Here is a 25,383-nt window from a genome sequence, read left to right on the forward strand (position 1 = left end):
GTTTGATCATGGATACACTCTTGATACTGACCGTTTTAGTAGTCATTTGCGCTTTAGCTTTTGACTTTATCAATGGATTTCACGATACAGCAAACGCTATTGCAACGGCTGTTTCAACGAAAGCTCTAAAGCCTAGACATGCAATTGTTATGGCAGCTATTATGAACTTTTTAGGTGCGATGACATTTACAGGTGTAGCAAAAACGATTACAAAAGATATCGTTGACCCGTTTGCCTTGCCAAATGGTTCACTTGTAATTTTAGCTGCTTTGCTTGCGGCAATAGTCTGGAATTTGCTCACTTGGTACTATGGCATTCCAAGTAGTTCTTCGCATGCAATCATTGGTGCAATCGCTGGTGCAGCAATTGCTGCTGCTGGTATTAGCTCATTAAACTATAAAGGGTTTATAAAAATTCTTGAAGCTTTAATCATTTCACCGATTATCGCTTTTGTTATTGGTTACATCGTATATAGTATTTTTAAAGTGGTCTTTAAAAACTTTAACTTAACGAAAACGAACAAGAACTTCCGTATATTCCAGATCTTCACTGCAGCATTACAAGCTTACACACATGGTACGAATGATGCACAAAAAGCAATGGGAATCATTACGATGGCTCTTATGGCCAATAACTATCATACTTCTGACGACATCCCGTTCTGGGTACAATTATGTTGTGCAATCGCAATGGGTCTTGGTACTTCTGTCGGTGGATGGAAAATTATTAAAACTGTCGGTGGACAAATTATGAAAATTCGTCCTGTAAATGGTGTAGCTGCCGATTTATCATCATCACTTGTTATTTTCGGTGCAACATTCATTCACTTACCAGTTAGTACAACGCACGTTATCTCTTCTTCTATTTTAGGGGTTGGTGCTTCACATCGTGTGAAAGGTGTAAAATGGGGAACTGCAAAACGCATGTTAATTACATGGGTTATTACACTTCCTATCTCAGCTTCTTTAGCTGCATTATTTTACTACTTATTACACTTAATCTTTTAATCAAAAGTCGTCTTCCTTATTTTTCTAGGAAGACGACTTTTTTGTGAACAAACCTATTTTTTATTAAAAAGCGTGTATAATGATTGATGGATAAGTTATATAGAGGAGTTGGCAATTTTGGAATACATCATGTTACTTTTCATCGGATTAATCGCCGGGACAGTTGGAAGCCTCGTCGGACTTGGAGGCGGAATTATTATCGTTCCGTTATTAATTGGATTACACAGTTTATCACCACAACTCGCAGTAGGAACTTCAATGGTAACAGTCGTTTTTACAGGGCTGTCTTCTACCCTTACTTATATGAAACATAAACGGGTAGATTATAAAAGTGGACTTATTTTATTTATCGGGAGTGGCCCTGGTGGTATTATCGGATCATGGGCAAACAAATTTTTAAACCAAGATACATTTTCTTTATACTTTGGGATTTTTCTTATATTCGTCTCCATTCTTCTTATACTACGAGACAAATTAAAACCTCTTTCCCTATCAAATATGACTGTAATTAAGCGATCTTTTACAGATAAAGAAGGAAATACTGTAGACTATCAATTCCCACCATTTCTCGCTATCTTTATTGCCTTTATAGTTGGATTTATATCCGGATTATTCGGAATCGGTGGTGGCGCCTTACTTGTGCCAGCGATGATGCTCCTTTTTGCGTTCCCAGCACACATTGCTGTAGCAACTTCAATGTTTATCGTATTTCTCTCAGCAATTGTAAGTTCTTTAACTCACATCTCTCTAGGAAATGTCAGCTGGGCTTATGCATTAATTCTTATTCCTGGTGCATGGATTGGTGGAAAAATCGGGGCTTATATTAACACAAAATTAAGTGGTAATGCAGTAATTAATTTATTACGTATCACATTAATTATTCTTGGAACTAGATTAATCATTACTTCATTTTTATAACGCGTTCTTTCTAGAATGCGTTTTTTCTTATACACATGAATATAAAAAGGCTCCTAGGAGAACAAATAAAACTAAACAAACACTTAATAGCGTAAAATTTGAAATATGTACTTTCTTCAAGTTGATCACTCCTATAGCTATGACTGTTATCTTTATGATAGCGAAAAAACAGTTATCTTACAGTTACAAAGTGCTAACAATGCAAAATCATTTATTACAAATTTTATCCTTATATTTCATTTCTTTGTATAATCTATCGATTCAATAAAAAAAGATGTCATATTGACATCTTTTTAGTGAAGAAGTGACCATCCCATAAAGTCTTCATGTACTTGGCACGCCCTCTTATCGTTTCGATCATATAATTCAGCATAACTATCTGTTTCCTCATCATAAGCCATCGTATAAATAATTTGGCCGTCTATTTCAACGGATAAAACGACTCCACCTTTCATCTCTTCTACATGAATGATAGCATTCGCCGGAATTCTCATATCCGTCATCTTCATCGCATCTAACAATATACTAAACCCCCTACAGCGTATTCATTGCTAGTACTATTACACACTAAATAGTATACTACTGTAATAGCATACATTTCGTCAATGAAATTGCTGTTTAAAAAGCATATTATCTTTATACATATACGCTAAAATATAAGAAATAGAAATGTTTTAATGGGGGGGCTAACATTGATTCTACATAAGGGAGATATATTATTCCGTCAAGGTGAGGACGGTCCTTTATACTTTATAAAAACAGGTTTATTAAAAGTTATTCGATTAGAAGAAAACGGAACAGCATTTTTATTTAATATTATCGTTCCTGGTGAAACGATACCACACCATTCTTTAATTTCACCGAAGGAATATCATGGTACAGCTATCGCTTTAATGAAAACAGAAGTTGAGCCTATAATTAGTAATGAATGGTACGATCAACTTCAGGAAAATCCTGCATCATATGCAAATATCGCTATGCAATTACAAGCGAAGTTACGAATGATGCAACAGCGTATCGATCAATTAACAACCGTCTCTCCTAAAGAGCGCCTCCATCGTTTACAAGAATGGTTCACCTTATATTTAGGTGACATCCCTATTTATGAAATATTAACACAAACTGAAATTGGTCAGCTCATAGGTGTACGCCGTGAAACAGTAAATCGATTATTAAGAGAACAAGCGAAAAACGAGGTAAAATAATACCTCGTTTTTCGCTTGTTCAAATTTAATCTATTGTAAGCTTGCTGCGGGACCGAAAAATTCATAATGAATGTGCTCTTGTTTAACACCCAAATCAATTAATGCAGCATTTATATGTTTCATAAATGCTACTGGACCGCAGAAATAAAATTCTGCTTCAGTCGTTGGAATAATAGTTTGTAACCATTCACGTTCAATAAATCCTTCTTTATCAAAATTCTTCATTTCGACATCTTGCTCTGTCGGTGAAGAATAGCAAGTATATGCTTTAACTTGTTCATACTCTTTTTCTACTGTCTCAACATGCTCTTTCATCGCATGTGTATTACTATTTACCGCCGCATGTACAAAGCATACATTACGCTTTGATTCTTGTTCAATTAACGTATTTAACATGCTCATCATCGGTGTAATACCTACCCCACCACTAATTAGTACAACAGGTAATGTTGAATCCATATTTAATACGAAATCTCCCGCTGGTGCACTTACTGGTAAGACATCTCCTTCTCCTACATGATCATGTAGGTAATTAGATACTTTACCATCTGGTGTATCTACACCTTTTTCTTTCTTTACACTAATACGATAATATTCTTTTCCAGAAGCATCAGATAAGCTATATTGACGATTATGCGTATATGTTTCACCTTCAATATTTATTTGAATCGTTACATATTGTCCTGGGATGAATGAAGAAACTTTCCCGCCATCTTCAGGTTTTAAATAAAATGATGTAATAACGTCGCTTTCCTTCACTTTTTTAACAATCACAAAGTTGCGGAAATCTTTCCATCCACCTGCTTTATGTGCAGCTTCTTCATACATATCCGCTTCAATGCTAATGAATGCATCAGCAATGACGCCATAGGCTTCTCCCCATGCATTTAAAACTTCATCAGGTGCGCCTGCGACCTCTTTAATCGCTCGTAGCAAGCATGTACCTACTATTGGATAATGCTCTGCTTTAATACCTAAACTTCTATGCTTATGACCGATTTGTTTTACAACTGGAATAATAGCTTCTAAATTATCAATGTACGTTGCAGCTGCATAAACAGCATTTGCTAACGCTTGTTGTTGTCTTCCCTTTTTCTGATTCGTATGGTTAAAAATATTCAATAACTCCGGATGTTCCGAAAATAAAATTTGATAAAATCTCGTTGTAATTTCAACGCCTTTTTCTTGTAATAACGGTACTGTTGACTTTACGATTTCAATTGTTTTTGCACTTAACATTGTATCCCACTCCTCTATTTCCTTAACTGTTTTTAGTTTAACTGAATTGTATAATACATATTGTGATTTTAATCACTATTAACATGGTGTTTTTGTGAAAAATATATGAACAATTCACATATTAAATAAATTTTAACTAGTGTGGCGTGCTACCATCCGCCACTAATTATTAGCCCACATTAATTGTGCTCAAAAAAAAAGCTAACTAGAATTCTAGCTAGCCTACTACTTTGTTTGTATTGCTTGTTCAATCCTTTTTATATTCTGCCCATCTCCAAACTCTGTATACCCCCATACATTCGTTTCACCTTTATATTTATTCACAAGTATATCCAAGTCATGATATACGCGATGAGCATAGACTACATACTCAATATTCTGAAGCTCCACACCTTTCTTTACAATTTCATAACTTCTATTCACATCGCGTTTTATTTTTTCACTTTTTATTTCTTTATGTATATTTTTTAAAGAGGCTTCTTGCCCTTGAAACCATTTTTTAAAATGTTTCCAGTCCCCATCTGTATATTTCTCTGCCTTACCATAATTCAAGAAATTATTATAACTTTCATGTGTCGTACGAACAAAATCGAGTGTCTTCTTCTCTTGTACCTCTTCTATTTGTGCTACTGTATTTACTCCAGCAGACTTATTCCCATAATATAATAGTACTTTCATAAGACTATAGCTCGCTATTGCCATCACAGTAATAGTTACCAATACACTTAACAATCTCTTCATATACAGAGCCCCTTTTCTACTATGAATATTACAATGTACTGTTACACTTGTAACATTCTCTCGTAGAAATGTAATTCCTGTTTAAATCCTTCTTGTCATTTCGACACTATTTCCCTACAAACTTCTCCTTGGTAAATGCTCTTGTAAAACAACATAACCTTCATAAGCTGTATAACCGAGTATAGCCATTAATCCGATATAACAAGCAAATACTGTCCATTTCGTTTTCGTATCGACTTTATAATAATTTTCTTGTTGTTCTTTTTCTGTTTCCCATTCATTTAATTTTCTTTCTGACATTTCAAATGCTTCTCTTATATGAATTGTATGCATTTCTTTTTCATCTTCATATGGGACATAATCAAGCGGCTCAAACTTTGGTAAAAGGTACTCTAGCACTTCAATCTTTTGAAGTTCTCCTGTTTTTAATTCTTTTTCACGTTCTCTTTGTCTTAATACATTCATCTCATGGTGAATCATATAAATCGTTCGATGCACCGCACCAGTTTCGTTTAATTCCTCTTCAAGCCTAGCAACATAGTCTTTCATTCCATCGATTTTATATCCTAATTCCTTAATCGGCTCATCTCTCTTTATTACTCTATATAGTTCCATACAACCGATAATAACAATAAATCCTCCTAAAATACTCTTGAAGTAAATAGAATAGCCGAGTAGTAAAACTAGCCCTGCTCCCCAAATTTTCGTACTTACAACTGAAATTATTCGTCCACCATCTAACGGAGAAACTGGAATTAAGTTAAAGAAATTAATCATACTGCCAAGTAAAATAATAAGCGCCCAAAATGGCTCTTTCGTTACCAGATAAAGTGGAATCGCGGGTAAAAATGAAAGCAATCCGAAAAGAGGTCCCATATAGGCAATGTATGCTTCATCTTTTGCATTTTTCGGCATCTCTTTCATCCCAATAAGAGCCCCCATAAAAGGTATGAAGATTGCTGGCGATGTTGGTATACCTTTCTTTCTCGCTGCCCATAAATGCCCCATCTCATGTACAAACAACAAATAAACGAGTGCTACCCCAAACTTCCAACCATATATGACTGCGTATGCACCAAGCGATAAAAACATACTAAATACTGTTGAAAATTTTGCTAACTTAAAAATGGCAAATACCCATTTTAACTTAGACAGTAAAAATAACCCTATTGCAACGATAACTCCCCATAATCCTTTTTTATTTTTTTTCATATTCCTCTCCTTTATCTCGCTTTACTGAGCCATATACACTCATCAAAACTTATTCTTTTTCTCTATTATGACATATTTTTTTCTATTGTTAGAAATAATGTTTATTTCATCCATTTTTAGCCAAAAATAAAAATAAAAGGAGGTAAATACAAATGAAATTACAATCTCTTATGATAGGCGCGCTATCGTTTTTAGCTTCAACTCTTATTTTTTATACCGTCAGTTACGTATTATTATTAGATTGGTTGCCAAATCACTTATTTATAGCCCTTATTATTCTTTCTGCTCTTATGATTTCCTTTCTAATTACACGAAAATCAATGAATGAACCATCTGCAAAAGCAAAATAATAGAGGGGATCTTTCCCCTCTATTATCATTTCCTAGGAAAGGCCATATAGACTTTATGATTCTTACTGTCCGCTATTTGCGGGCAGTAAGAATCCCACCTCAAAATTCGGCTGGAGCAAAGAAGTTAGGCGGGATTCGTGCTAATAATCAGCGGGGGATGCCCCCCACTGATTAAAGTTTCACTTTATCTTTGTAAATTCATTTTTTCACCATACTCTTTAACAATTTGAATAATGTTTTGAAATGCTCCTACTTTTTCTTTCTTACTATTTAATATTTGTAAATCGTAATTATCATAATAAGTTTCTAATGATTTTAATTGTGATTCTGAAGCATCTTTTATCGGAACAGTAACATTCAATTCATACTGTTTATACCCTTCCTTTACTTTTTCAGCTGAAATCATTTCACTATCTTTTGCGCCAATTAATTTTTGAACCTTTTCCGGGAAAATCAATTGCAAATAATATTCTTGTTCCTTTGCTAACTTATTATATAGTGATTGTGAAATCGTATAACGTACCGTATAATTTATTTTTTGATCGCCTGCTTTAATATGAAACGCGGTAATCTGCAAATCTTTTTTCGTTACTTCCGTTAAAGGCCCTACTTGCATCTCATCTTCTTTTTGTTCTAGAATCTTTGGAAAGATAGCCAAAAGTTTTTCCGTATCTTTTTCGTTCAGCATATACATATCTTTCTTATATTGCACCCATCCTCGGCGGTCTTCTCCTCTTAACCATGCATAATATGTTTCTTTTTTTCCATCTCTACTAATTTGTATTTCATATTCCGGTTCACCAAAACTACCCGTTACTTCTTGTTTTTCCGCTTTGTTTATAATATCCACCACCAACTCCGCATCCATTTTCTTTAAATTTTTTTCTTCTTTACCTTTTTGCATAACAGTTACTTGTAATGGTTCTTTCACTTCATTCACTGTCTCCTCTACTTGTTTCGATTCCTTCTTTTGCTCGGCTTGACCACACGACGCGAGTAAAATAACACATAAAAACATTAAATATTTCCCTTTCAAATCGATTCTCCTTTTCCAATAAGAAATTCTTATAATCCTCATACATAAAACAAAAACGTTACATTATATAGAATGAGCTATACTATACATTGAAGGGAGGATTTTACAATGTCCATTAATTTTCATGATGCAAATAATAAGTATACGTATGCAAATCGTAACGCACATATTTCATGGCAGGACACAATACACAATATTGCAGATGTGCAAAATAAAAAAGTAATTGATATAGGTTGTGGTGGCGGCATTTATACGAAAGAACTTGCTCTTATGGGTGCCAAAAGTGTTGTTGGGCTTGATTTTTCAAAAGAAATATTACAAGCTGCAAAAGAAAATTGTAATGCCTTCCCAAACATTTCATTCATTCACGGTGATGCGCATAATATTCCATACCCTAACGAAACATTCGACCTTATCATTTCACGTGCAGTCATTCATCACTTACAAGATATTCCTACATTTATAAGAGAGGCTTCTCGCATATTAAAAAAAGACGGTACACTTATTTTACAAGACCGAACTATTGAAGATTGTACAATTCCAGGAAATCCTGAACACATTCGTGGATATTTTTTCTCTGTATTTCCAAAACTCATTGAAATAGAATCAAAAAGAAGACCAAAAACCACTACCATACAGCAAGAATTACAAAAATATTCTCTTCAAGTATTCCCCATACAAACACAATGGGAAGTACGAAAAACACATGATTCTGTAGAAGCATTACTGCAAGATTTATCTCCTCGAACCGGACGATCCATTCTATATGAATTAACAGATAATGAACTTTCTCAACTTCTACATCATATCCAAACGGCATTACAGAACGTCTCTCCTATCATCGAAAGAGATCGTTGGACAATTTGGAGCGCGAAAAAATTGTAAGGAAGGAAGCCTCACAAAATAATGTGAGGCTTCCTTCTTTCATAATCTAGTTTTGCAACACTCTTGATATCCTCCACTCCTGGCCTGTGCACTTCCACACTTCGGACATACTAAATATCTAGACTGATTTGTCAACAAACTACCTTTTTGAAAGAGTAAAACTTCTGCTTGTTTAAACGAACGCGAATAATATAACCACATAAAACCAATTATAGCAATAATGCCAAATAATACTCCCATCGCAAGCATTTCAGTCACCTCTTTTGGTTTGTTCTTTCCAGCAAGTGGATTGTTGTATTATTCTCTGCAAATTCAAATAATTCCTTCCTTATTCCTATAAATATGGATTTTCTCTATAAACTTTACAATTCTCTATAATGTTTTACAGCATTTTCACAAATAGCATTAACCCTTATATTCTCAGCTATATTTCTACAGGAAAGGGTATTTCCCAAAAAATATGTTGACTTTCTAAAAAAAACATGTGAAAATGTTGTCAGAATACTTGAATAAAAATTCATTGACGAGAACGAGTATGTTATAGAGCTGTTCCCCAGAGAGTTGGTATTTTGCTGAAAGCCAATGCTCAGTTCGCAACCGAAAATCATCTCCGAGAAGTAGAACCGAATGCTGAAGTAAGTTCTTACCGGTCGTCCCCCGTTACAAGGAACACGTATCATGTTGTACGTTGTAAGCCGTATACATATAAATATATTTCTACATGTATAAATTAGGGTGGTATCGCGGGTAAATATAACTCGTCCCTTTCTTAAGGGACGAGTTTTTTGTGTTCTTACAATGAATTTACAAAAAAGGAGGCAAAAAACAATGAACACTGTATCAAAAAAACATATTTTTTTCACAGGTCTTATGCTATTTTCTTTATTTTTTGGAGCAGGTAATTTAATTTTCCCTCCAATGCTTGGACAAAATGCTGGTGAAAACTTTTGGCCAGCAATGATTGGTTTTTTACTAACAGGAGTCGGCTTACCGCTACTTACTGTTATCGCCATTTCTCTATCAGGAAATGGTATGCAACAACTTGCAAGTCATGTTCACCCGTCATTCGGAATATTCTTTACAGTAGTTGTATACATTGCAATCGGTCCATCTATGGGCATCCCACGTGTTGCTAATGTCGCTTATGAAATGGGAGTTAGTTCTTTCTTACCAGAAACTATTCGCTCTAGCAGCCTAGCGCTATTTTTATACACAGTCATCTTCTTTGCTATCGTATTTTGGCTTAGTTTAAATCCTTCTAAACTCGTCGATCGTATCGGAAGCGTATTAACACCTATTTTATTACTCTCTATTTTCTTATTATTCGTTAAGGGTGTATTTACACCCCTCGGGCAATCCGGACCAGCAATGCAAGAGTATCAAATTTCTCCAATTTTCAAAGGTTTTATGGAAGGATACTTAACAATGGATACCATTTCAGCACTTGCATTTGGAATTATCGTTGTAAATGCAATTCGCTCAAAAGGTGTGAATGACCGTAAATCCATTGCCATCGCAACAGCAAAAGCAGGACTTATTGCCGCTACCGGTCTCGTACTTGTATATGGTGCACTTGGCTGGCTTGGTACAACTAGTGTCTCTCTCGGATACGCAACAAATGGCGGACAGCTACTTACCGTTATCGTACAACAATTACTTGGTCCCTATGGTCTAATTCTATTATCTCTTATCGTTACACTCGCTTGCTTAACAACATGTATTGGACTTGTATCTGCATGCAGTCAATACTTCTCAACATTATTAACAAAATTTTCATACAAAATGTTAGCAAGTGTCATTTGCACATTAGGACTATTAGTTGCCAACTTAGGTTTAACAAAAATTATCGCAATCTCTGTTCCTATTTTACTTGTTGTATATCCAATTGCGATTGTACTCGTATTACTATCATTACTTCATAAATATTTCGGGGGATATCGTTCTGTTTATGTAGGTGCGTTAATTGGATCTGCAGTTGTGAGCGTATTTGATGGATTAAAAGAAGGGAATATTCCTGTTTCATCTATCACATCTTATTTCGAGTTTATTCCATTATATAATGAAGGAATTGGCTGGTTAGTACCAGCATTAGTTGGGGCTATTATCGGTTTTGCTATCGCAAAATTAAGTGGCGCCAAAGCAGTACCATTAACGGATCATTCATCTGAATCGAAAGTATCATAAAAAAACTCCCATTTCGGGAGTTTTTTACATTTGATAAGAAGTATGATTAAAGCTACTTACTTTATAAGCTTTCGTATAGTAATCAATATTCGTATCCACTGTTTCTACTTTTACAACATCATAGCAATCTTCTTGTTTTACTAGAAATAAATAATATGCTTCTGTCGCCTCAATAATTGCAATACGATCTGTTTCAATATCATATTGTTCACAAAGTGCTTGCAACGCATTCACATAGTTACCTAATTTTTTCGTTTCATCCATTCCAAATATCGTTTGAACTAACATACACTCTCTCCCCTTTGTATGTACTGTTAACACCTTAATGATAACGCTTACATAACTAACCGTCAACAAAAAGCTTTGACCATATCTAGTCAAAGCTTCTTTCTTATTTCGTCAATTGGTGTCTAAACGCATAAATAACCGCCTGTGTCCGGTCGCTTACATTTAGCTTATTTAATATATTACTCACATGTGTCTTTACTGTTTTAAGGGCAATAAACAACTCATCTGCAATCTCTTGATTACTTTTCCCCTCTGCAATTAATAACAAAATTTCAGACTCTCTTTCTGTTAACTCCTCATGCAAAGGTTGTTCTTTCTTCTGACGCATACGAGACATCATTTTGCCAGTAACTTTCGGCTCTAATACCGTTTCCCCATCATAAGTAGCTCGTACAGCGTCTGCAATATCACTCGCTCTTGATGTTTTTAATAAATAACTTGTCGCTCCCGCCTCAATAACAGGATATAACTTTTCATCATCTAAAAAGCTCGTTACAACTACAATTTTTGCTTCTGGCCATTCTTGAATAATAGCGTGTGTTGCTTCAACCCCGTCCATCTCATCCATAACAAGGTCCATTAAAATAATATCCGGTCTTAATTGCAAAGCTAACTCTGAACCTTTTCTTCCATTTTCAGCTTCTCCAACTACTTCAATATCTGGCTGCGTTGATAAATATGCTGATACACCCATTCGAACCATTTCATGATCATCAACTAATAATACTTTTATCATGATTCTCCCCCTCTCTCAATCATAATCGGTACTTTCACTTCTATTTGCGTACCTTTATTCGGAAAACTAAGAACTTTTAATGTACCACCAATTTCATGAACTCGCTCTTGCATTGACCTTAAACCGTATGAACCAGCCTTATTAACACCAACTTTAAACCCAACGCCGTCATCAATAATTTTCAAAATCGCATATTGATCAATTTTACGAAGGCGTACTTCGGTTTTCTTTGCCTTCGCATGCCGTAATGTATTAGACAGCGCCTCTTGTACAATACGGAATAAATGATCCTCTACACCCTTTTTTAATTGAATCGCTTCAATTAACCATTCAATTTTCATATGTTGCTTTCTAGACAGCTCTGTTAATAATTCTTCTATACCCTCTGTTAGTTTCTTACCTTCTAACTGCACTGGGCGTAAATGAAGGAGCAATGCTCTCATTTCTGATTGTGCATTTACAACCATATTTTCAACAAGCTGCAACTGTTTTTGCGTCGTGTCTGGAATTTCAGCTACTTGTTCATTAATGGCTGACATCATCATCGACATTGCAAAAAGCTGCTGACTTACAGAATCATGCAGCTCTCTCGCTAATCGATGCCTTTCTTGAGAAATCGCTTCTTGTCTCATCTCTTCATTCCAATGGGCTCGTTCATTCGTTACTTTTTGAAATAGCCCAGCTTGCTCCTCTAAGCGACGAGCAAGACCAATTACTTTTCGTTCCACTTCATGAAATTCATCATCCGCAGTAAATGAAACATCACTCGGAAAATTCCCTCGCTCTACTTCAAATAGAAAAGTATTTAATCCTTGTATACGCTGCTCTATATAATAACCGATTGCATATCCTACAATTCCTCCGATAAGAAGACTGGTACTCATAATAAACAAGCCAATTGGAACAGAAGCAATGGATTCTTTCCATAGTAAATCATAAACTTGTTGCTCACTTTTCCATACATATACAATTGTACAAATAAGTGCGATACTCACAGAGGACAACATAGAATAACGAATATACATCCACGAAATATTCCTTTGTTTTTTCATTATACTTTCCTCACTTCCGTATCTCCTACGACAAGCGAAGAAATAATTTTAATACGACGAAGGGCTTCTTTATACTGTTCTGTTCTAAACGTAACATTACGGTTAAATCCAGTTTCTTCATGTCCTGGCAGGAGCACTCGCCCAACAATAACAGAATGATTTAAAGACAATTCAATATCATATGGTACATATAAACGAATATTACCAATGACGCCCCGAATAACAATAACCGTTTCCCCCTCTGGAATCATAGCAGTTGTTAAATCAATCTCGACGTCACAAGCACCATATTGGACGTTAATATCCTCTATTTCATAAATATGATCCATCATTCGTACATTACCTACAAACATATTTTTTATATACGGTTCTGTACGATATATTTGTTTTTCTTCATCTATATATCCCTTTTCTTTAATTTCAACTTTCATTGCTTTTTGCTGATGTCCTTGTTGAATAAGTTGATAACCAATTAAAGCTAAACAAGCAAACACAACAAGTACGAATGCTGCTGATGAAAATAAGAAGAATAAGAATACAATACCACCGACAAATAAAAATACATTCCCTCTTACATAACGATTCTTCTTTCGATAATGTCTTCCAAACATAATCATAATAAATGCAAATATTAGACCACCTGGTTCAAAATGTCCAAGTATCATATCAAGAAAAAGACCGAATCCAAATATGATGAGGAGCATCCCCATAAATTGTGTTTTTGAAAAGTGCTTCTTCATTTCAGCTCCCCCCCCTCTTTGTCACATATACATAGAAGAAAAGGCATTGCTTTCCAACACCTTTTCTCCTATCACTATATCATAAGCCTGTTTTATTATATACTACAATTATTTTGTTACTTCTTTCGTTAACGATACTTCATTTTTCTCTTTCATTTCACGCTCTAGTTTTGCAATTTTCATATCAAATGTATCACGCTCATGCTCTTCATTTACACGAAGCTCTATGTCACGAATGTGATCTTCAATTTCTTCGAATCGTAAGAACGGATTATTTTCATCCATTTTATGAATAGCAGTATTCATACGACGGTTTGCATGCGCCATATTTTCACGTGCCATTAATTCCATACGCTTTGCGTTCATTTCTTTTAATTTATTTTTCATTTCTGAAAGACGACGCTCTAACTCATCAATTTGCTCTACAACACCAGCATACATTTCTTCTAAGCGAGTTACTTGCCCTTCATAATACGCTACTTCTTCTAATGCACGTTCATGCAATTGCAATTCGCCTGCTTCTTGTGCGATGATAGCCTGCTTTGATCTTTTATTAACGAAATAACGTGCTTGCTCAAGCTCACGAGCGAAGTTAGATTTTAATGTTTTATGACGCTGAATTAACTTCTCAATTTTTGTTATTTCACGCTCACTGTCGCGTAAATATTGGTTTAACATAGCAATTGGATTTTTTCTTTCTTTCTCATCTAACACATTATGAAAATCAGCTAAAATTGCATCGCGTACACGTCCGAATAAAGATTGTTTCATTATAATCTTCCTCTCTTCTACTTTATAATTTGATTTATTTTATATTAGTTTTTCATTAACTTGTTCCACTCATCTTCAAAGTTGCTATATGGTTTAGCACTTTCTGGAGCAGAATCAACAACTACATTTTTTCCTTTTTTCCACTCACGGTATCCGTAGTATAAAACTACTAATGCTGCGATACCGATTAATGCTGGGGAATGAGAAAGTGCAATGGACAAGCCGATCAAACCAACAATACCCCAAGCTAACTTTCCAAAAAATGATTTAGCTCGCACAAATGATTTATAGCTCCAGTACACAACTCCTGCTCCAATGGCGAATCCTACAATACCAGCAAGACTACCAAGAGCAATTAAAGCCAAAATACCGGCCGCGATAAACGCTAGAAATTGTTTCATCTTGTGCTTGCCTCCCTTCGATTTGATACTCTTATCTTAACTATTTTTTCATTTTTTCATAACGAGCTTAAGAACTGTTTTCGACTCAGACTTAAGACCGAGTTGAATTCAGCCTTTTGCAAAACGAACATGTATGCGATGCGTATAGATACAGAAAAATTCTTATTCAATAACGGATGAGAATCTCAACTTGCGCGTCCAAAAAATTAGCAATACATACAAACGTTTATTAAATTACATTAAACATATTATTAAGAAAATTATGTTAAAATGATTCGGAAGGCTACATTTAAATTAAAGGGGATATATCATGAATTTACACATTACGAAAGAAATCAATACCGCCGCTAAAAACTATATAAACAATCAGCTTTATGAATATAATTTAAAGCACTTTCCATCTGATTTAAGAGACAGATACTTAGAGATTCATTTATTTCTTAAAGATGAAAATGGTAAAATATGCGGGGGAATATTAGGTGAAGTCTGTTGGAATTGGTTAGAGATTCACTCTTTTATCATCGATGAAGATATACGTGCATTAGGGTATGGAACTAAACTGTTATTAGAAGTAGAAAAAATCGCTTTAGAAAGAAGTTGTGATTTTATAAAAGTTGACACTTTAAGCTTTCAAGCATTAGATTTCTATAAAAAATACGGTTATAAAGAGTATGGTATCCTCGATAACGTAGGAAGAGATTATAAACACTACTATTTGAAAAAGGATTTATAAATAATAAAAAACGCTCAGAGAATGTTCTCCGAGCGTTTTCAACTGCTAATAATAAATGTCTCTTTATGTTATGCTGTTTTATGATACTCTTTTTTTTCCGCCACTTTAGAAAACCTCGGGAAACCAATTAATATAGAAATGATTCCACATACTCCAACTAAAATCGGATAAAACGCATATGGTAACAGCTCAATTGGAGATAATGCGGCGAACCCTGCCGCTGTTAACATTTGTGCACCGTACGGAATTAATCCTTGTATACAGCAAGAGAATAAATCTAGTACACTCGCTGATTTTCGTGGATCAATTTCATATTCATCTGCAATATTTTTCGCAAGCGGACCTGTGAAAATGATAGATATTGTATTATTTGCTGTACACATATTCGTCATACTCACTAAGCCAGCAATACCGAACTCTGCTCCTTTTTTCGAACGAATATTACGCGTTAAAAGATTCATTAAATATTGAATACCACCATTATATTGGATCAGTTCGACCATACCACCGATTAAAATGGCAAGTAATACTAACTCCATCATACCGCCCATTCCAGTCGTTACACTTTTAAAGAAACTCTCCAACGTGTAACTTCCATCTATAAGACCGATAGCGCCAGATAATATAGTTCCACCAGTTAACACAATAAGTACATTCCAGCCAAGTAGCGCGGTAATAAGTACTCCTGCATACGGTAAAATCTTTATCCAGTCAAAACTATGGGCTTTAACTTGTGTATCACTTCCTAAAGTAATTATTACTAATAGTACAATTGTAATAATAGCGGCTGGTAATACAATTAAAAAGTTCGTTTTAAACTTATCTTTCATTTCTGTTCCTTGTGAACGAACAGCAGCAATTGTTGTATCTGAAATAAATGATAAATTATCACCAAACATCGCTCCGCCCACAACAGTAGCCATCGCAAGTGCAATTGAGATATCAGTTTGCCCACTAATACCTACAGCAATTGGTGCTAGTGCTGCAATTGTTCCCATTGAAGTTCCCATCGCTAATGAAATAAATGCCCCTATAACAAAAATTCCAGCAACGATAAATCCTGGTGGCAAAATAGATAACGCTAAATTAACAGTTGAATCAACTCCGCCCATTCCTTTTGCTGTTTCAGAAAACGCCCCTGCAAGTACAAAAATTAATACCATAATCATAATATCCGGATTTCCTGCACCTTTAGCAAATCGTTCTACTTTCACATTAAAGCTTTCTTTACGATTCATCACTAAAGCAATTCCTACAGCAATTGAAATTGCTACAAGTATCGGCAATTTATAGAAATCACCTGTAATAATTCCAGAACCAATAAATAGCGCCAAAAATATTCCAAGTGGTAATAACGCTAAACCATTTCCTCTCGTTTCTTTCAAAGTATCATCTCTCCCTAGTTTTCAACCTTTTCTAATGAATAACAAAAGACCTCTTCCGATGAGAAGAGGTCTTATACATCTATAAGAAACACTCTTCTCATCTTTCAAGCACATGCTTGCTGGATTCGGCACAGCACTCTGAAATCGAGTCCGCTGCCGAGGCATCGTAGGGCCAGTCCCTCCGCCTCTCTTTATAAGAAGGTTTCATATTTATTTTTTAATAATAATTTCTTTCCTAACTTTACTCGCTTACAAAACAAAAGTCAATTATTTTTTGTATAGATTTTTTTGGTAATTATACAAAAATATGAATAAACCAATCATTTTAACTTTTCGATTTCTTTATCCAATATTGAGATCCAATAAAATTTTCTATTTTTTATAGTCGCTATAATCCATTTTGTTGTATTCCATGCTAACTCATATTCTTCCTTTGTAACATCACCAATTTTATAAGCATCCTCTAACTCCTCTTCATCCAATACATAAATCTCACCGTTTGGTAACAATACTACATCTAAATATAAATCATCAAAATAAGGTAAACCACGCTCGTCTATTTTATATTCTTTCGTCACGTCGATATAATATTGTACTAATTGTTTTTGATTGTCTAACATAGCTGTAATTGCAAAGTTTTTCCCGTTTATAAAATATTGCATCCATGTATACCCATCACCTGCAATACAAAGCTCTTTACTATTGTATTCTTTATAACTAGGCTCTCTCACCTTTTTTATATCCAATATTCCTAACATACCTGCTTCAGCTTGTTTTACTGTGTATGTCTTCTCTATTAATCGCTTCCACGTAGAACCATCACCGTACTTACGTTTCATAACTTTCTCTCCTCTTCTACATACAGAAAAGCTCTCACATAATATGTGAGAGCTTTTCAAATCATAATTAAGCCGCTTGACCCTTTTCAGATATCTCTTTTAAATAGGCTTGTCCTTTTTCAGCGTCATATTGACCTTCCCACTTAGACATAACTACAGCCGCTAAAGAGTTACCTACAACGTTAACTGCCGTACGAGCCATATCTAGAATACGGTCAATACCTGCAATAAACGCTAAACCTTCAGCTGGAATACCTACTGTACCAAGTGTTGCTAATAATACAACGAATGATACGCCCGGTACGCCCGCGATACCTTTTGATGTAACCATTAATACAAGTAATAATGTAATTTGTTGTGTAATGGATAATTCAATACCGTACATTTGAGCTAAGAAAATTGCCGCAATTGCTTGATATAAAGTTGATCCATCTAAGTTAAATGAATAACCTGTCGGAATAACGAAAGACGTAATTGCTTTCGGACAACCGAATTTCTCCATTTTCTCCATAATTTTCGGTAAAACTGTTTCTGAACTTGCTGTAGAGTACGCTAAGATCAGCTCGTCTTTTAAAATTTTAAAGAATTGGAAAATGTTAATACCGAATATTTTCGCTGTAAGTCCTAATACAACTACAACGAAGAAGATCATTGCTCCGTATACTACAATGAGTAATTTCCCTAAGGGAATTAAAGAAGCTAATCCGAATGTAGAAACTGTAACACCAATTAATGCGAATACACCAAATGGTGCAAACTTCATAACTTGGTTTGTTACATAAAACATTGCATCTGCTACACCTTGGAAAAATTGTAGCACTGGTTTACCACGCTCACCAATTGCTGCTATACCTAAACCAAATAATACTGAGAAGAAGATAATAGCAAGCATATCACCTTCAGCTAATGATTTCATAATGTTCGTCGGAACAATATTTACAAACGTATCCGCGAACGAATGACTTTGTACTTGCTCTGTCGTAGCTGTATATTTTGAAATATCTGTTTTCGTCAATTTATCCATATCAACGCCTTTTCCAGGTTGGAAAATGTTCGCTATTAATAGACCAACAACAATCGCAATCGTTGTAATAATTTCAAAGTAAAGAATTGTTTTTCCGCCTAGTCGGCCTAACTTCTTAACATCGCCAACACCAGCAACCCCAACAACAATACTCGCTACAACAATCGGTACAACGATCATTTTAATTAATCGGATGAAAATATCACCAATTGGTTGTAAGTACTTCACCACTTCCTGATTTCCAAAGAAAATCGCCCCAACTGCAATACCAAGCGCAAGTCCTATTAAAATTTGCCATGCAAGTCCTATTCTTTTCATACTTGTGGTAACCCCCTCTTCGATGTGTCACTCTATCTCTCATTCTATCTCTATAAAACATGAAATTAAGAGTATTACATATTATTCGACAATTCACTACATTTTGTCCCTGTTAAAAATCATAAATCAAAATTTTAAATCTGACAACAAAATAAGTTTGCCCGAACGCAAATAATTTTCTTGACAAAAATAAACCTCATGTCAGAAAACCTCACATGAAATCGATTCCTCACTAGTGATTTATAGGTTTTTAAAGTAATGTTTCATCATGGAAAACTCCATCATTTTCCATGATTTTTTTCTAAAAAAATCAAAATTGATACCTTTTTCTATAAATTCAAGAATTTTAACTTTATGACAAACACTACGAAAAGATGCTAAATTCCGACAAAACTTAGCAAATTTATAAAGTTTTCTTTACATTATGATTACAACGATAGACACCCTTCTTCTTCTTATGATATATACATTCATAGGGAAAGGAGCAAGACAACAATGAAAAAGAAATTTGCAGCATTTAGTGTTTTAGCAGCTGGAACGATTTTCGTTTCCCCATTACTTTCACCCGTATACGCTGAAACGAATGAAAATAAATTATCTAATATTCAATCCGAATTAGAAGGCAAACAAAATGACTTACAAAATAAATCAGCTGAGAAAGAACAAATAGAAAAAGAAATCCAGGAATTACAAAAGAAAATCGACGAATTAACTACTTCTATTAATAAAAACGAAGCTGAATTAAAAGATACAAAAAAAGAAATTAGCAACACACAGCAAGTTATTACTGAAAAAAAGAAACATATAGAGCAATTACAAACGAACATAGATACACGGCAGGAAGTTATTAAACAACGACTACAATCTATGCAAGAAAAGCCTCGTACGAGTATCATTACAGAAGTAATAACAAGTTCTGCAAATATTGCCGATCTTGTTGATAATATGTATTCTGTAAGTTTAATTTTAAATAACGATACAGATATTGTAAAAAAGCAAACAAGTGATCAAGATGCTGTGACGACCGAAAAAGAGGCTGTTGAGAAAAAAGAGCAACAACTGAAAGAATCCGAACAGAAATTAGTACACAAACAACAAGAGTTACAAAATAACCAACAACAGCAACAAACTTTTATTAACGATCTACATACGAAAGTAGCAAAAGTAGATTCTGAGATTGAAGGATTAGAAGAGTCAAAAGGCATTTTAGAAAACCAGCGTCAAGCTGTTCAAAAAGCAATTGAAGAAGAAAAACGTGCAGAAGAAGCGCGTAAAGTTGAAGAGGCACGCAAGGCTGAGGAAGCAAAAAAACAAGCCGCCGCTTCTGCTAAAGAAAGCACACAATCCGCACCAACACCGCAAGATACGAACAAAGGTGGATTTATTAAACCAGCAGCCGGATCGAAAACTTCAGGATTTGGTACACGTTCTTTAGATAACCATAAAGGAATCGATATTGCCGCTTCAGGGACAGTACCAATCGTAGCTGCTGCAGATGGCGTTGTTATCCGTTCAGAATTATCATCTAGTTACGGAAACGTTGTATACTTATCTCACCGTATAAACGGAAAAACATATACAACTGTATATGCACATATGAGTAGCCGTTCTGTATCTAATGGACAAACTGTAAAACAAGGTGATCAACTTGGATTTATGGGGAATACTGGACAATCTTTCGGTCAACATTTACACTTCGAACTTCACCTTGGAGAATGGAATGTCGGTAAGACAAACGCTGTCGATCCATCTCCTTATATTGGATTATAAAAAACTCGGTGCATACCGAGTTTTTTTACTACCATTTCACACTTTTTAGGCATTTCACATAAACTACAACTAAATGCCTATATTTTGCGGGGTGGTAAATATGAATACACAATTGCAAGAAGAAATAGAAGAAGCTAGAGAAACATACATCGGCCGGTTATTTACATTCGGCGGCTCAGCGTTATTTTTAATTGGATCATTTATCGCCGTTGTCACAGCTTATAAAGCATATAATCGCTTATTAAATACTTCTACAACATAATAAAAAGACGGAGAGATCTCCGTCTTTTTATTATGCAAACATTTTAAATACGCCTATCGCATTTAAAAATACGATAATTACAGTTACAGGAATAACATAACGAAGTAAGAAGAACCAAATGTTAAATAATGTTTTCCCTTTCGTTTCCGTAACTTCTAACTCTTTCATTAATAACTCTTTACTCATTTTATTTGGTACGAATAGCGAAATGGCTAGTACTCCTAATGGCAGTAATACATTACTTACCGAAAAATCGACGAAATCAAAGAATGTCTTACCAAATATTTTCACATCACTCATAATTCCAAACGATAACGCTGATGGAATTCCAACTGCAAAAATAAGAATACCAATTAATAACGAAGCTGACGGACGCTTCTTCTCATTATCTTTCGCAACAGATGCTACTACAATTTCAAGCATTGAAATCGCAGATGTTAAAGTCGCAAAGAAGAATAAAACTAAAAACATAATGAAGAAAAATTGTCCAAATGGAATTTTCGCAAAGACAGCAGGAAGAACGATAAACAGTAGCCCTGGTCCTTCTGTCGGTTTAACTCCTAATGCGAAAATCGCCGGAAAAATCGCTAATCCTGCAAGTACTGTAACAAATACAGTTAAACTTACAATAGATGTTGCTGATTTAGCTAAATGCTCTTCTTTCTTTAAATACGAACTATACGTTACCATTACCGAGGCACCTACCGTTAGTGAGAAGAAAGATTGTCCCATCGCATATAAAATCGTATCTGCTGTAAGCTTTGAAAAATCTGGTTTTAAGAAGAACTCTACCCCAGCCATAGCACCATCAAGTGTTAACGCACGAATAATGATAGCAATAAATAAAATGAATAATAGCGGCATCATGTACTTACTTGCCTTTTCTATGCCTTTTTCCACACCTTTACTAACAACAAAAATGGTACAAAGCATAAAGATGAATTGCGCCCCAATCGCACTTACTGGATTTGCAATTGTTTCAGCAAACAATTGCCCATAATCGACTACTCCGTTCCAGAAACTACCTGTGACACTATAGTATAAATAAAGTAAAATCCATCCACCTACAACACTATAAAAAGATAGTACGCTAAAACAAGTAACAACCCCCATACGACCAATCCAAGGATATAACTTGCTATTTGGTACTAATACTTTATAAGCTGTAACTGCCTCTTTTTGAGTACTACGGCCAATAACAAATTCAGCTACAAGAAGAGGCATACCAATAAATATAGTTAATAGTAAGAATACAAGGAAGAATGCGCCTCCCCCGCCATTACCTGCAACATATGGAAACTTCCATATTGCCCCAAGACCTACTGCGGCTCCCGCTGCTGCGAGTACAAAGCCTATTTTCGACGTCCATTGCTGTGTTTCTTTCATCATAAATTCTCCTTTTCTGAATATTTAAACTTTTACTAATTATACACTTTCATTTCATACTCGCACACCTCCTTTAAAAAATAAAAAAGTCCCCTACACGCAAATATGCATGTAGAGGACGATATATGTAATATAAATACCGTGGTACCACCTCAATTGGATCAATAAATCCCACTTGTTCAAGTACAGGAAAAATCCGATACTCTATCCTTTTAACGGCGGAACCCGGGTTGCCTACTGCAATGTTCAGCATACCTCTCGCAAGCCCATTCTGTATATTTTATCGTACCGGGCTCACACCTTACCCCAGCTCTCTGAACGCATCAAATATACGTACTCTTCTTGCTCATCGATTTCATCTTTTGAAGTTACTTGTGATTATAAATTATATTCTTATAGTTGTAAAGTACAATTCCCCCCGAGTGGTGAGGACTCATAAATAGTGGGTACTAGACACCTCACTGATTAAAGTTTCTCTTTATTTACTATCCTATATGAACTTTTTCCTCTAATTCTTGTAAAAAGAGTTCTCTCTTTTGTTCATTTTGAACATATATAGACTTTAATACTTCTTGTAATAATATATTTTTCTGCCTTTTCTCTACTTGTAATTCTTTCACTTTTATTCTAACTTCATATAAAAAATCAAGATACGATTCATACTTCTCATCATATTTATTTGCGATATCATCACGAATTTTTTTTGCAAGTTTCGGACTTGCCCCTCCAGTAGACACAGCTACATTAAGTAGTCCACGATGAATTGCCGCCGGAAAATGAACATTCCCACTTTCCGGATTCGTAATAACATTTACCAATTGATTTACCGAGGCATCTTCAGCAATTTGTTCATTTAATACCGAATCGCTAGTCGCTGCAACTACTAAAAAAGCATCTTTAATATCACTTTTCTTATACTCTCTTTGATACCAACGAATTTGCTTTTCTTCTACAAGTTTCACTAAATTCGCATCTAATTCTGTACTTACCACAACTATATCCGCACCTTGCTTTAGTAAAGGAATAATTTTAAACCCTGCTACTTTCCCTCCACCAATGACAACAACACGTTTCTTATCAACTCGCACTGTAAGTGGATACATATTGATCTCCCTTCAATATTTCCTCTGTTTTCTGAATTAACATCTCTCGAAACGCTACATTCTTTCCTAAATATGGACTTATTTTTATCTCTTCCGACTCATATTGACGCACTTCTTTCTCAACATGTTTCATGAGTAAGCCTGTAAATAATAAGTAAGGTAACACAACAATGTTCCGTTCTTTTTGTTCTACAATTTCTTTCAACTTCTCATCAAACTTCGGCTCCGCGGCTGCTAAATAACAAACTTCCACCGCTTTAATGTTCTCTTCTTTTTGAAATAAAGAAGAAATCCACTTTATGTCTTGTAAAGTTTCCGGATCACTACTCCCTCTTGCAACGAGCAAAAGTGTTACTTCTTCTTCATAGTCTTTAATGCCACTTCCGTTATATACCGCTTTTACAAGCACTTCTGATACACCAAATGGATTACCATACACTATTTTGATATCCGGATATTCCTCGTTTAACTTTCGTAATTCAAGCGGAATATCTTTCTTTACATGTCCTGCCGCTAATAAAAAAACAGGAATAGCGACAATCTCTGTAGCGCCACGCTTCACACATGTACGAAATCCTTCTTCAATAGAAGGACTCGCTAGCTCTAAGAAACAAATTTCTTGAATATTTGCCTCTACATAGTTCATACATGACGTAATAAATGCAACCGCTTCTTCTTTTGCTGCTTTCAAACGGCTTCCATGACATATATATATAACAGCCTTCATTTTACAATACTCCGCTTACTTGATATGCATTTTCCGTTTGTTTCTCAAACCAATGTATCTTTTCTCTAAAACGGACAACTTCTCCAATAACAATCATACTCGGATTTTGAATTTGTTCTTTTTTAGCAACATCTACAATTGTTCCTAACGTCGCTGTAACAGTACGCTGCATAGATGTCGTTCCCCACTCAATAATAGCGGCAGGTGTACTTTGATCTTTTCCATGTTTTATTAGTTGTTCACATATGTAAGGTAAATTACTAACCCCCATATAGACCGCTAATGTATCTACACCTTTCGCTAAACTTTCCCACTTCACTTCCTCTTTAGCCCCTTCTTTCCGGTGCCCTGTCACAACAGCAAAACTTGCACTTGCATCGCGATGCGTTACTGGAATTCCAGCGTAAGCAGGAGCAGCTATACCAGCTGAAATACCAGGAATAATTTCAAATGGGATATTTTGCTTTGCTAACGCTTCAGCTTCTTCTCCACCTCTTCCAAATACAAATGGATCTCCGCCCTTAAGCCTCGTTACAACTTTTCCTTTTTTCGCATATTTAATAAGAAATGTGTTAATTGTCTCTTGCTTCATCGTGTGATAATTCGGGAGTTTCCCGCAATAAATTAAATCTGCTTCTGGCTTTGCATAAGAAAGTAACTCTTTATTCACAAGACGGTCATACAAAATAACGTCCGACTTCTCGATACATTTCAACCCTTTAACAGTAATTAAATCTGGATCACCAGGACCCGCCCCAACGATATAAACCTTCCCCATCATCTCTCCTCATTTCTACTATAAAATGAAACTTCCACTCTTCATCACGAATGGAAGTTACTATTATTTCGTATTACACTACTCCTTACTCATGAATAACAAATGCCGCCCCTTTTCGAATCTTCTTTTTTTCAAACAAAGAAATCTCCTTCACTTCTGGTAGCGGTAAAAAGTATTTTTCAAGTTCTATCTCCGCAAGCTTAAATGCTTGTTCTTCACTTTGAGCAACAACGACTATTGGAACAACACTATTCGCTAATACAGCTTCAAATCGATATAAATCCATATTGTCC

At 35.2% G+C, this 25,383-nt stretch carries 29 protein-coding genes, 1 riboswitch and 2 other annotated features; of the genes, 9 read left to right on the plus strand and 20 right to left on the minus strand.

Annotation, left to right across the window (positions count from 1 at the left end; translation table 11 throughout):
• Positions 1-8 precede the first annotated feature (8 nt).
• Positions 9-1,007 (plus strand): inorganic phosphate transporter, encoded by a 999-nt coding sequence (locus ACE38F_RS20645; RefSeq protein ID WP_002149443.1) that lies wholly within the window; start codon positions 9-11, stop codon positions 1,005-1,007.
• Positions 1,008-1,124: 117 nt separating this feature from the next.
• Positions 1,125-1,925 (plus strand): sulfite exporter TauE/SafE family protein, encoded by an 801-nt coding sequence (locus tag ACE38F_RS20650; RefSeq protein ID WP_215555741.1) that lies wholly within the window; start codon positions 1,125-1,127, stop codon positions 1,923-1,925.
• 293 nt (positions 1,926-2,218) lie between these two features.
• Here ACE38F_RS20650 and ACE38F_RS20655 read toward each other — a convergent pair whose 3' ends face one another.
• Positions 2,219-2,446: a hypothetical protein gene (locus tag ACE38F_RS20655; protein WP_000883004.1), complete on the minus strand. Its 228-nt coding sequence runs from the start codon at positions 2,444-2,446 to the stop codon at positions 2,219-2,221.
• 171 nt (positions 2,447-2,617) lie between these two features.
• On the opposite strand from ACE38F_RS20655, the gene ACE38F_RS20660 reads away from it, so the two are divergent.
• On the plus strand, positions 2,618-3,130 hold the full coding sequence (locus ACE38F_RS20660; RefSeq protein ID WP_341307271.1) for a Crp/Fnr family transcriptional regulator: 513 nt from the start codon (positions 2,618-2,620) through the stop codon (positions 3,128-3,130).
• 30 nt (positions 3,131-3,160) lie between these two features.
• On the opposite strand, the gene hmpA is transcribed toward ACE38F_RS20660, so the two are convergent.
• The 3 genes from hmpA to ACE38F_RS20675 form a co-directional block, all read right to left on the minus strand.
• Positions 3,161-4,369 carry an NO-inducible flavohemoprotein gene (gene hmpA / locus ACE38F_RS20665; RefSeq protein WP_375369796.1) on the minus strand — a complete coding sequence of 403 codons (1,209 nt, stop codon included), beginning with the start codon at positions 4,367-4,369 and terminating at the stop codon, positions 3,161-3,163.
• 225 nt (positions 4,370-4,594) lie between these two features.
• On the minus strand, positions 4,595-5,110 hold the full coding sequence (locus tag ACE38F_RS20670) for a hypothetical protein (protein ID WP_375369797.1): 516 nt from the start codon (positions 5,108-5,110) through the stop codon (positions 4,595-4,597).
• A gap of 114 nt (positions 5,111-5,224) precedes the next feature.
• On the minus strand, positions 5,225-6,322 hold the full coding sequence (locus ACE38F_RS20675) for a site-2 protease family protein (protein WP_341307273.1): 1,098 nt from the start codon (positions 6,320-6,322) through the stop codon (positions 5,225-5,227).
• A gap of 152 nt (positions 6,323-6,474) precedes the next feature.
• Here ACE38F_RS20675 and ACE38F_RS20680 point away from each other — a divergent pair, with 152 nt between their 5' ends.
• The gene (locus ACE38F_RS20680) at positions 6,475-6,672 is read left to right on the plus strand and encodes a hypothetical protein (RefSeq protein WP_000776287.1); all 198 of its coding nucleotides are present in this window, start codon (positions 6,475-6,477) and stop codon (positions 6,670-6,672) included.
• Between the two features lie 184 nt (positions 6,673-6,856).
• Here ACE38F_RS20680 and ACE38F_RS20685 read toward each other — a convergent pair whose 3' ends face one another.
• A complete protein-coding gene (locus tag ACE38F_RS20685; protein ID WP_375369798.1) occupies positions 6,857-7,708 on the minus strand; it encodes a hypothetical protein in 852 nt (283 codons plus the stop codon).
• Positions 7,709-7,816: 108 nt separating this feature from the next.
• Between ACE38F_RS20685 and ACE38F_RS20690 the strand changes: the two genes are divergently transcribed.
• Positions 7,817-8,593 (plus strand): class I SAM-dependent methyltransferase, encoded by a 777-nt coding sequence (locus ACE38F_RS20690; protein WP_341307275.1) that lies wholly within the window; start codon positions 7,817-7,819, stop codon positions 8,591-8,593.
• 39 nt (positions 8,594-8,632) lie between these two features.
• On the opposite strand, the gene ACE38F_RS20695 is transcribed toward ACE38F_RS20690, so the two are convergent.
• Entirely contained in the window at positions 8,633-8,842 is a 210-nt protein-coding gene (locus ACE38F_RS20695; protein ID WP_000880631.1) for a hypothetical protein, read from the minus strand.
• 262 nt (positions 8,843-9,104) lie between these two features.
• Positions 9,105-9,362: a binding site (T-box leader), on the plus strand.
• Between the two features lie 59 nt (positions 9,363-9,421).
• On the opposite strand from ACE38F_RS20695, the gene brnQ3 reads away from it, so the two are divergent.
• The gene (gene brnQ3 / locus ACE38F_RS20700) at positions 9,422-10,777 is read left to right on the plus strand and encodes a branched-chain amino acid transport system II carrier protein BrnQ3 (RefSeq protein ID WP_375369799.1); all 1,356 of its coding nucleotides are present in this window, start codon (positions 9,422-9,424) and stop codon (positions 10,775-10,777) included.
• Between the two features lie 24 nt (positions 10,778-10,801).
• Here brnQ3 and ACE38F_RS20705 read toward each other — a convergent pair whose 3' ends face one another.
• The 6 genes from ACE38F_RS20705 to ACE38F_RS20730 all read right to left on the minus strand — a co-directional run bounded on the left by ACE38F_RS20705 (position 10,802) and on the right by ACE38F_RS20730 (position 14,765).
• Complete coding sequence (locus tag ACE38F_RS20705) at positions 10,802-11,158, minus strand: DUF3992 domain-containing protein (protein WP_375369800.1); 357 nt, start codon at positions 11,156-11,158, stop codon at positions 10,802-10,804.
• Positions 11,159-11,168: 10 nt separating this feature from the next.
• A complete protein-coding gene (locus tag ACE38F_RS20710; protein ID WP_075308725.1) occupies positions 11,169-11,801 on the minus strand; it encodes a response regulator in 633 nt (210 codons plus the stop codon).
• Positions 11,798-12,853 carry a sensor histidine kinase gene (locus tag ACE38F_RS20715; protein ID WP_375369801.1) on the minus strand — a complete coding sequence of 352 codons (1,056 nt, stop codon included), beginning with the start codon at positions 12,851-12,853 and terminating at the stop codon, positions 11,798-11,800. The genes ACE38F_RS20710 and ACE38F_RS20715 overlap by 4 nt, the downstream gene beginning before the upstream one ends.
• Positions 12,853-13,593 carry a cell wall-active antibiotics response protein LiaF gene (gene liaF, locus ACE38F_RS20720; protein ID WP_375369802.1) on the minus strand — a complete coding sequence of 247 codons (741 nt, stop codon included), beginning with the start codon at positions 13,591-13,593 and terminating at the stop codon, positions 12,853-12,855. The genes ACE38F_RS20715 and liaF overlap by 1 nt, the downstream gene beginning before the upstream one ends.
• Before the next feature lie 108 nt (positions 13,594-13,701).
• Entirely contained in the window at positions 13,702-14,364 is a 663-nt protein-coding gene (locus ACE38F_RS20725) for a PspA/IM30 family protein (protein ID WP_375369803.1), read from the minus strand.
• 44 nt (positions 14,365-14,408) lie between these two features.
• Positions 14,409-14,765 (minus strand): lmo0954 family membrane protein, encoded by a 357-nt coding sequence (locus tag ACE38F_RS20730; RefSeq protein ID WP_002011676.1) that lies wholly within the window; start codon positions 14,763-14,765, stop codon positions 14,409-14,411.
• Positions 14,766-15,075: 310 nt separating this feature from the next.
• Between ACE38F_RS20730 and ACE38F_RS20735 the strand changes: the two genes are divergently transcribed.
• A complete protein-coding gene (locus ACE38F_RS20735) occupies positions 15,076-15,498 on the plus strand; it encodes a GNAT family N-acetyltransferase (protein ID WP_375369804.1) in 423 nt (140 codons plus the stop codon).
• 68 nt (positions 15,499-15,566) lie between these two features.
• Here the strand turns inward: ACE38F_RS20735 and ACE38F_RS20740 are convergent, their stop codons facing one another.
• The 3 genes from ACE38F_RS20740 to gltP form a co-directional block, all read right to left on the minus strand.
• The gene (locus ACE38F_RS20740) at positions 15,567-16,883 is read right to left on the minus strand and encodes a Na+/H+ antiporter NhaC family protein (RefSeq protein WP_375369805.1); all 1,317 of its coding nucleotides are present in this window, start codon (positions 16,881-16,883) and stop codon (positions 15,567-15,569) included.
• A gap of 94 nt (positions 16,884-16,977) precedes the next feature.
• A riboswitch (SAM riboswitch) is annotated at positions 16,978-17,083 on the minus strand.
• A 120-nt stretch (positions 17,084-17,203) separates the two neighbouring features.
• Positions 17,204-17,722, minus strand: coding sequence for a ribonuclease FAU-1 family protein (locus ACE38F_RS20745; RefSeq protein ID WP_341307280.1), 519 nt, complete (start codon positions 17,720-17,722; stop codon positions 17,204-17,206).
• A gap of 67 nt (positions 17,723-17,789) precedes the next feature.
• Positions 17,790-19,064, minus strand: coding sequence for a glutamate/aspartate:proton symporter GltP (gene gltP, locus ACE38F_RS20750; protein WP_375369806.1), 1,275 nt, complete (start codon positions 19,062-19,064; stop codon positions 17,790-17,792).
• Between the two features lie 495 nt (positions 19,065-19,559).
• On the opposite strand from gltP, the gene ACE38F_RS20755 reads away from it, so the two are divergent.
• Together ACE38F_RS20755 and ACE38F_RS20760 are read left to right on the plus strand one after the other, a co-directional pair.
• Positions 19,560-20,834 (plus strand): murein hydrolase activator EnvC family protein, encoded by a 1,275-nt coding sequence (locus tag ACE38F_RS20755; protein ID WP_375369807.1) that lies wholly within the window; start codon positions 19,560-19,562, stop codon positions 20,832-20,834.
• A gap of 100 nt (positions 20,835-20,934) precedes the next feature.
• A complete protein-coding gene (locus ACE38F_RS20760; protein ID WP_002158647.1) occupies positions 20,935-21,096 on the plus strand; it encodes a hypothetical protein in 162 nt (53 codons plus the stop codon).
• A gap of 30 nt (positions 21,097-21,126) precedes the next feature.
• Here ACE38F_RS20760 and ACE38F_RS20765 read toward each other — a convergent pair whose 3' ends face one another.
• The 5 genes from ACE38F_RS20765 to ACE38F_RS20785 all read right to left on the minus strand — a co-directional run bounded on the left by ACE38F_RS20765 (position 21,127) and on the right by ACE38F_RS20785 (position 25,376).
• Positions 21,127-22,482: a sodium-dependent transporter gene (locus ACE38F_RS20765; protein ID WP_215581105.1), complete on the minus strand. Its 1,356-nt coding sequence runs from the start codon at positions 22,480-22,482 to the stop codon at positions 21,127-21,129.
• A 111-nt stretch (positions 22,483-22,593) separates the two neighbouring features.
• Positions 22,594-22,841 (minus strand) — a binding site (T-box leader).
• 126 nt (positions 22,842-22,967) lie between these two features.
• Complete coding sequence (locus ACE38F_RS20770; protein ID WP_375369808.1) at positions 22,968-23,585, minus strand: NAD(P)-binding protein; 618 nt, start codon at positions 23,583-23,585, stop codon at positions 22,968-22,970.
• Positions 23,560-24,312: a sirohydrochlorin chelatase gene (locus ACE38F_RS20775; RefSeq protein WP_375369809.1), complete on the minus strand. Its 753-nt coding sequence runs from the start codon at positions 24,310-24,312 to the stop codon at positions 23,560-23,562. Before ACE38F_RS20775 ends, ACE38F_RS20770 begins: the two co-directional genes overlap by 26 nt.
• A gap of 1 nt (position 24,313) precedes the next feature.
• Positions 24,314-25,090 (minus strand): uroporphyrinogen-III C-methyltransferase, encoded by a 777-nt coding sequence (gene cobA, locus ACE38F_RS20780; RefSeq protein ID WP_375369810.1) that lies wholly within the window; start codon positions 25,088-25,090, stop codon positions 24,314-24,316.
• Positions 25,091-25,175: 85 nt separating this feature from the next.
• Positions 25,176-25,376 carry a DUF3906 family protein gene (locus tag ACE38F_RS20785; protein ID WP_098763022.1) on the minus strand — a complete coding sequence of 67 codons (201 nt, stop codon included), beginning with the start codon at positions 25,374-25,376 and terminating at the stop codon, positions 25,176-25,178.
• Positions 25,377-25,383 lie beyond the last annotated feature (7 nt).

This window comes from Bacillus altaicus (assembly GCF_042136375.2).
Classification (GTDB): Bacteria; Bacillota; Bacilli; order Bacillales; family Bacillaceae_G; genus Bacillus_A; species Bacillus_A cereus_U.

Coding starts and splice junctions, on each gene's coding strand:
- ACE38F_RS20645 (WP_002149443.1), top strand. CDS start 9: ATGGATACACTCTTGATACTGACCGTTTTAGTAGTCATTTGCGCTTTA.
- hmpA (WP_375369796.1), bottom strand. CDS start 4,369: ATGTTAAGTGCAAAAACAATTGAAATCGTAAAGTCAACAGTACCGTTA.
- ACE38F_RS20670 (WP_375369797.1), bottom strand. CDS start 5,110: ATGAAGAGATTGTTAAGTGTATTGGTAACTATTACTGTGATGGCAATA.
- ACE38F_RS20675 (WP_341307273.1), bottom strand. CDS start 6,322: ATGAAAAAAAATAAAAAAGGATTATGGGGAGTTATCGTTGCAATAGGG.
- ACE38F_RS20680 (WP_000776287.1), top strand. CDS start 6,475: ATGAAATTACAATCTCTTATGATAGGCGCGCTATCGTTTTTAGCTTCA.
- ACE38F_RS20690 (WP_341307275.1), top strand. CDS start 7,817: ATGTCCATTAATTTTCATGATGCAAATAATAAGTATACGTATGCAAAT.
- ACE38F_RS20695 (WP_000880631.1), bottom strand. CDS start 8,842: ATGCTTGCGATGGGAGTATTATTTGGCATTATTGCTATAATTGGTTTT.
- brnQ3 (WP_375369799.1), top strand. CDS start 9,422: ATGAACACTGTATCAAAAAAACATATTTTTTTCACAGGTCTTATGCTA.
- ACE38F_RS20710 (WP_075308725.1), bottom strand. CDS start 11,801: ATGATAAAAGTATTATTAGTTGATGATCATGAAATGGTTCGAATGGGT.
- ACE38F_RS20715 (WP_375369801.1), bottom strand. CDS start 12,853: ATGAAAAAACAAAGGAATATTTCGTGGATGTATATTCGTTATTCTATG.
- liaF (WP_375369802.1), bottom strand. CDS start 13,593: ATGAAGAAGCACTTTTCAAAAACACAATTTATGGGGATGCTCCTCATC.
- ACE38F_RS20725 (WP_375369803.1), bottom strand. CDS start 14,364: ATGAAACAATCTTTATTCGGACGTGTACGCGATGCAATTTTAGCTGAT.
- ACE38F_RS20730 (WP_002011676.1), bottom strand. CDS start 14,765: ATGAAACAATTTCTAGCGTTTATCGCGGCCGGTATTTTGGCTTTAATT.
- ACE38F_RS20735 (WP_375369804.1), top strand. CDS start 15,076: ATGAATTTACACATTACGAAAGAAATCAATACCGCCGCTAAAAACTAT.
- ACE38F_RS20745 (WP_341307280.1), bottom strand. CDS start 17,722: ATGAAACGTAAGTACGGTGATGGTTCTACGTGGAAGCGATTAATAGAG.
- gltP (WP_375369806.1), bottom strand. CDS start 19,064: ATGAAAAGAATAGGACTTGCATGGCAAATTTTAATAGGACTTGCGCTT.
- ACE38F_RS20755 (WP_375369807.1), top strand. CDS start 19,560: ATGAAAAAGAAATTTGCAGCATTTAGTGTTTTAGCAGCTGGAACGATT.
- ACE38F_RS20760 (WP_002158647.1), top strand. CDS start 20,935: ATGAATACACAATTGCAAGAAGAAATAGAAGAAGCTAGAGAAACATAC.
- ACE38F_RS20765 (WP_215581105.1), bottom strand. CDS start 22,482: ATGAAAGAAACACAGCAATGGACGTCGAAAATAGGCTTTGTACTCGCA.
- ACE38F_RS20770 (WP_375369808.1), bottom strand. CDS start 23,585: ATGTATCCACTTACAGTGCGAGTTGATAAGAAACGTGTTGTTGTCATT.
- ACE38F_RS20775 (WP_375369809.1), bottom strand. CDS start 24,312: ATGAAGGCTGTTATATATATATGTCATGGAAGCCGTTTGAAAGCAGCA.
- cobA (WP_375369810.1), bottom strand. CDS start 25,090: ATGGGGAAGGTTTATATCGTTGGGGCGGGTCCTGGTGATCCAGATTTA.
- ACE38F_RS20785 (WP_098763022.1), bottom strand. CDS start 25,376: ATGGATTTATATCGATTTGAAGCTGTATTAGCGAATAGTGTTGTTCCA.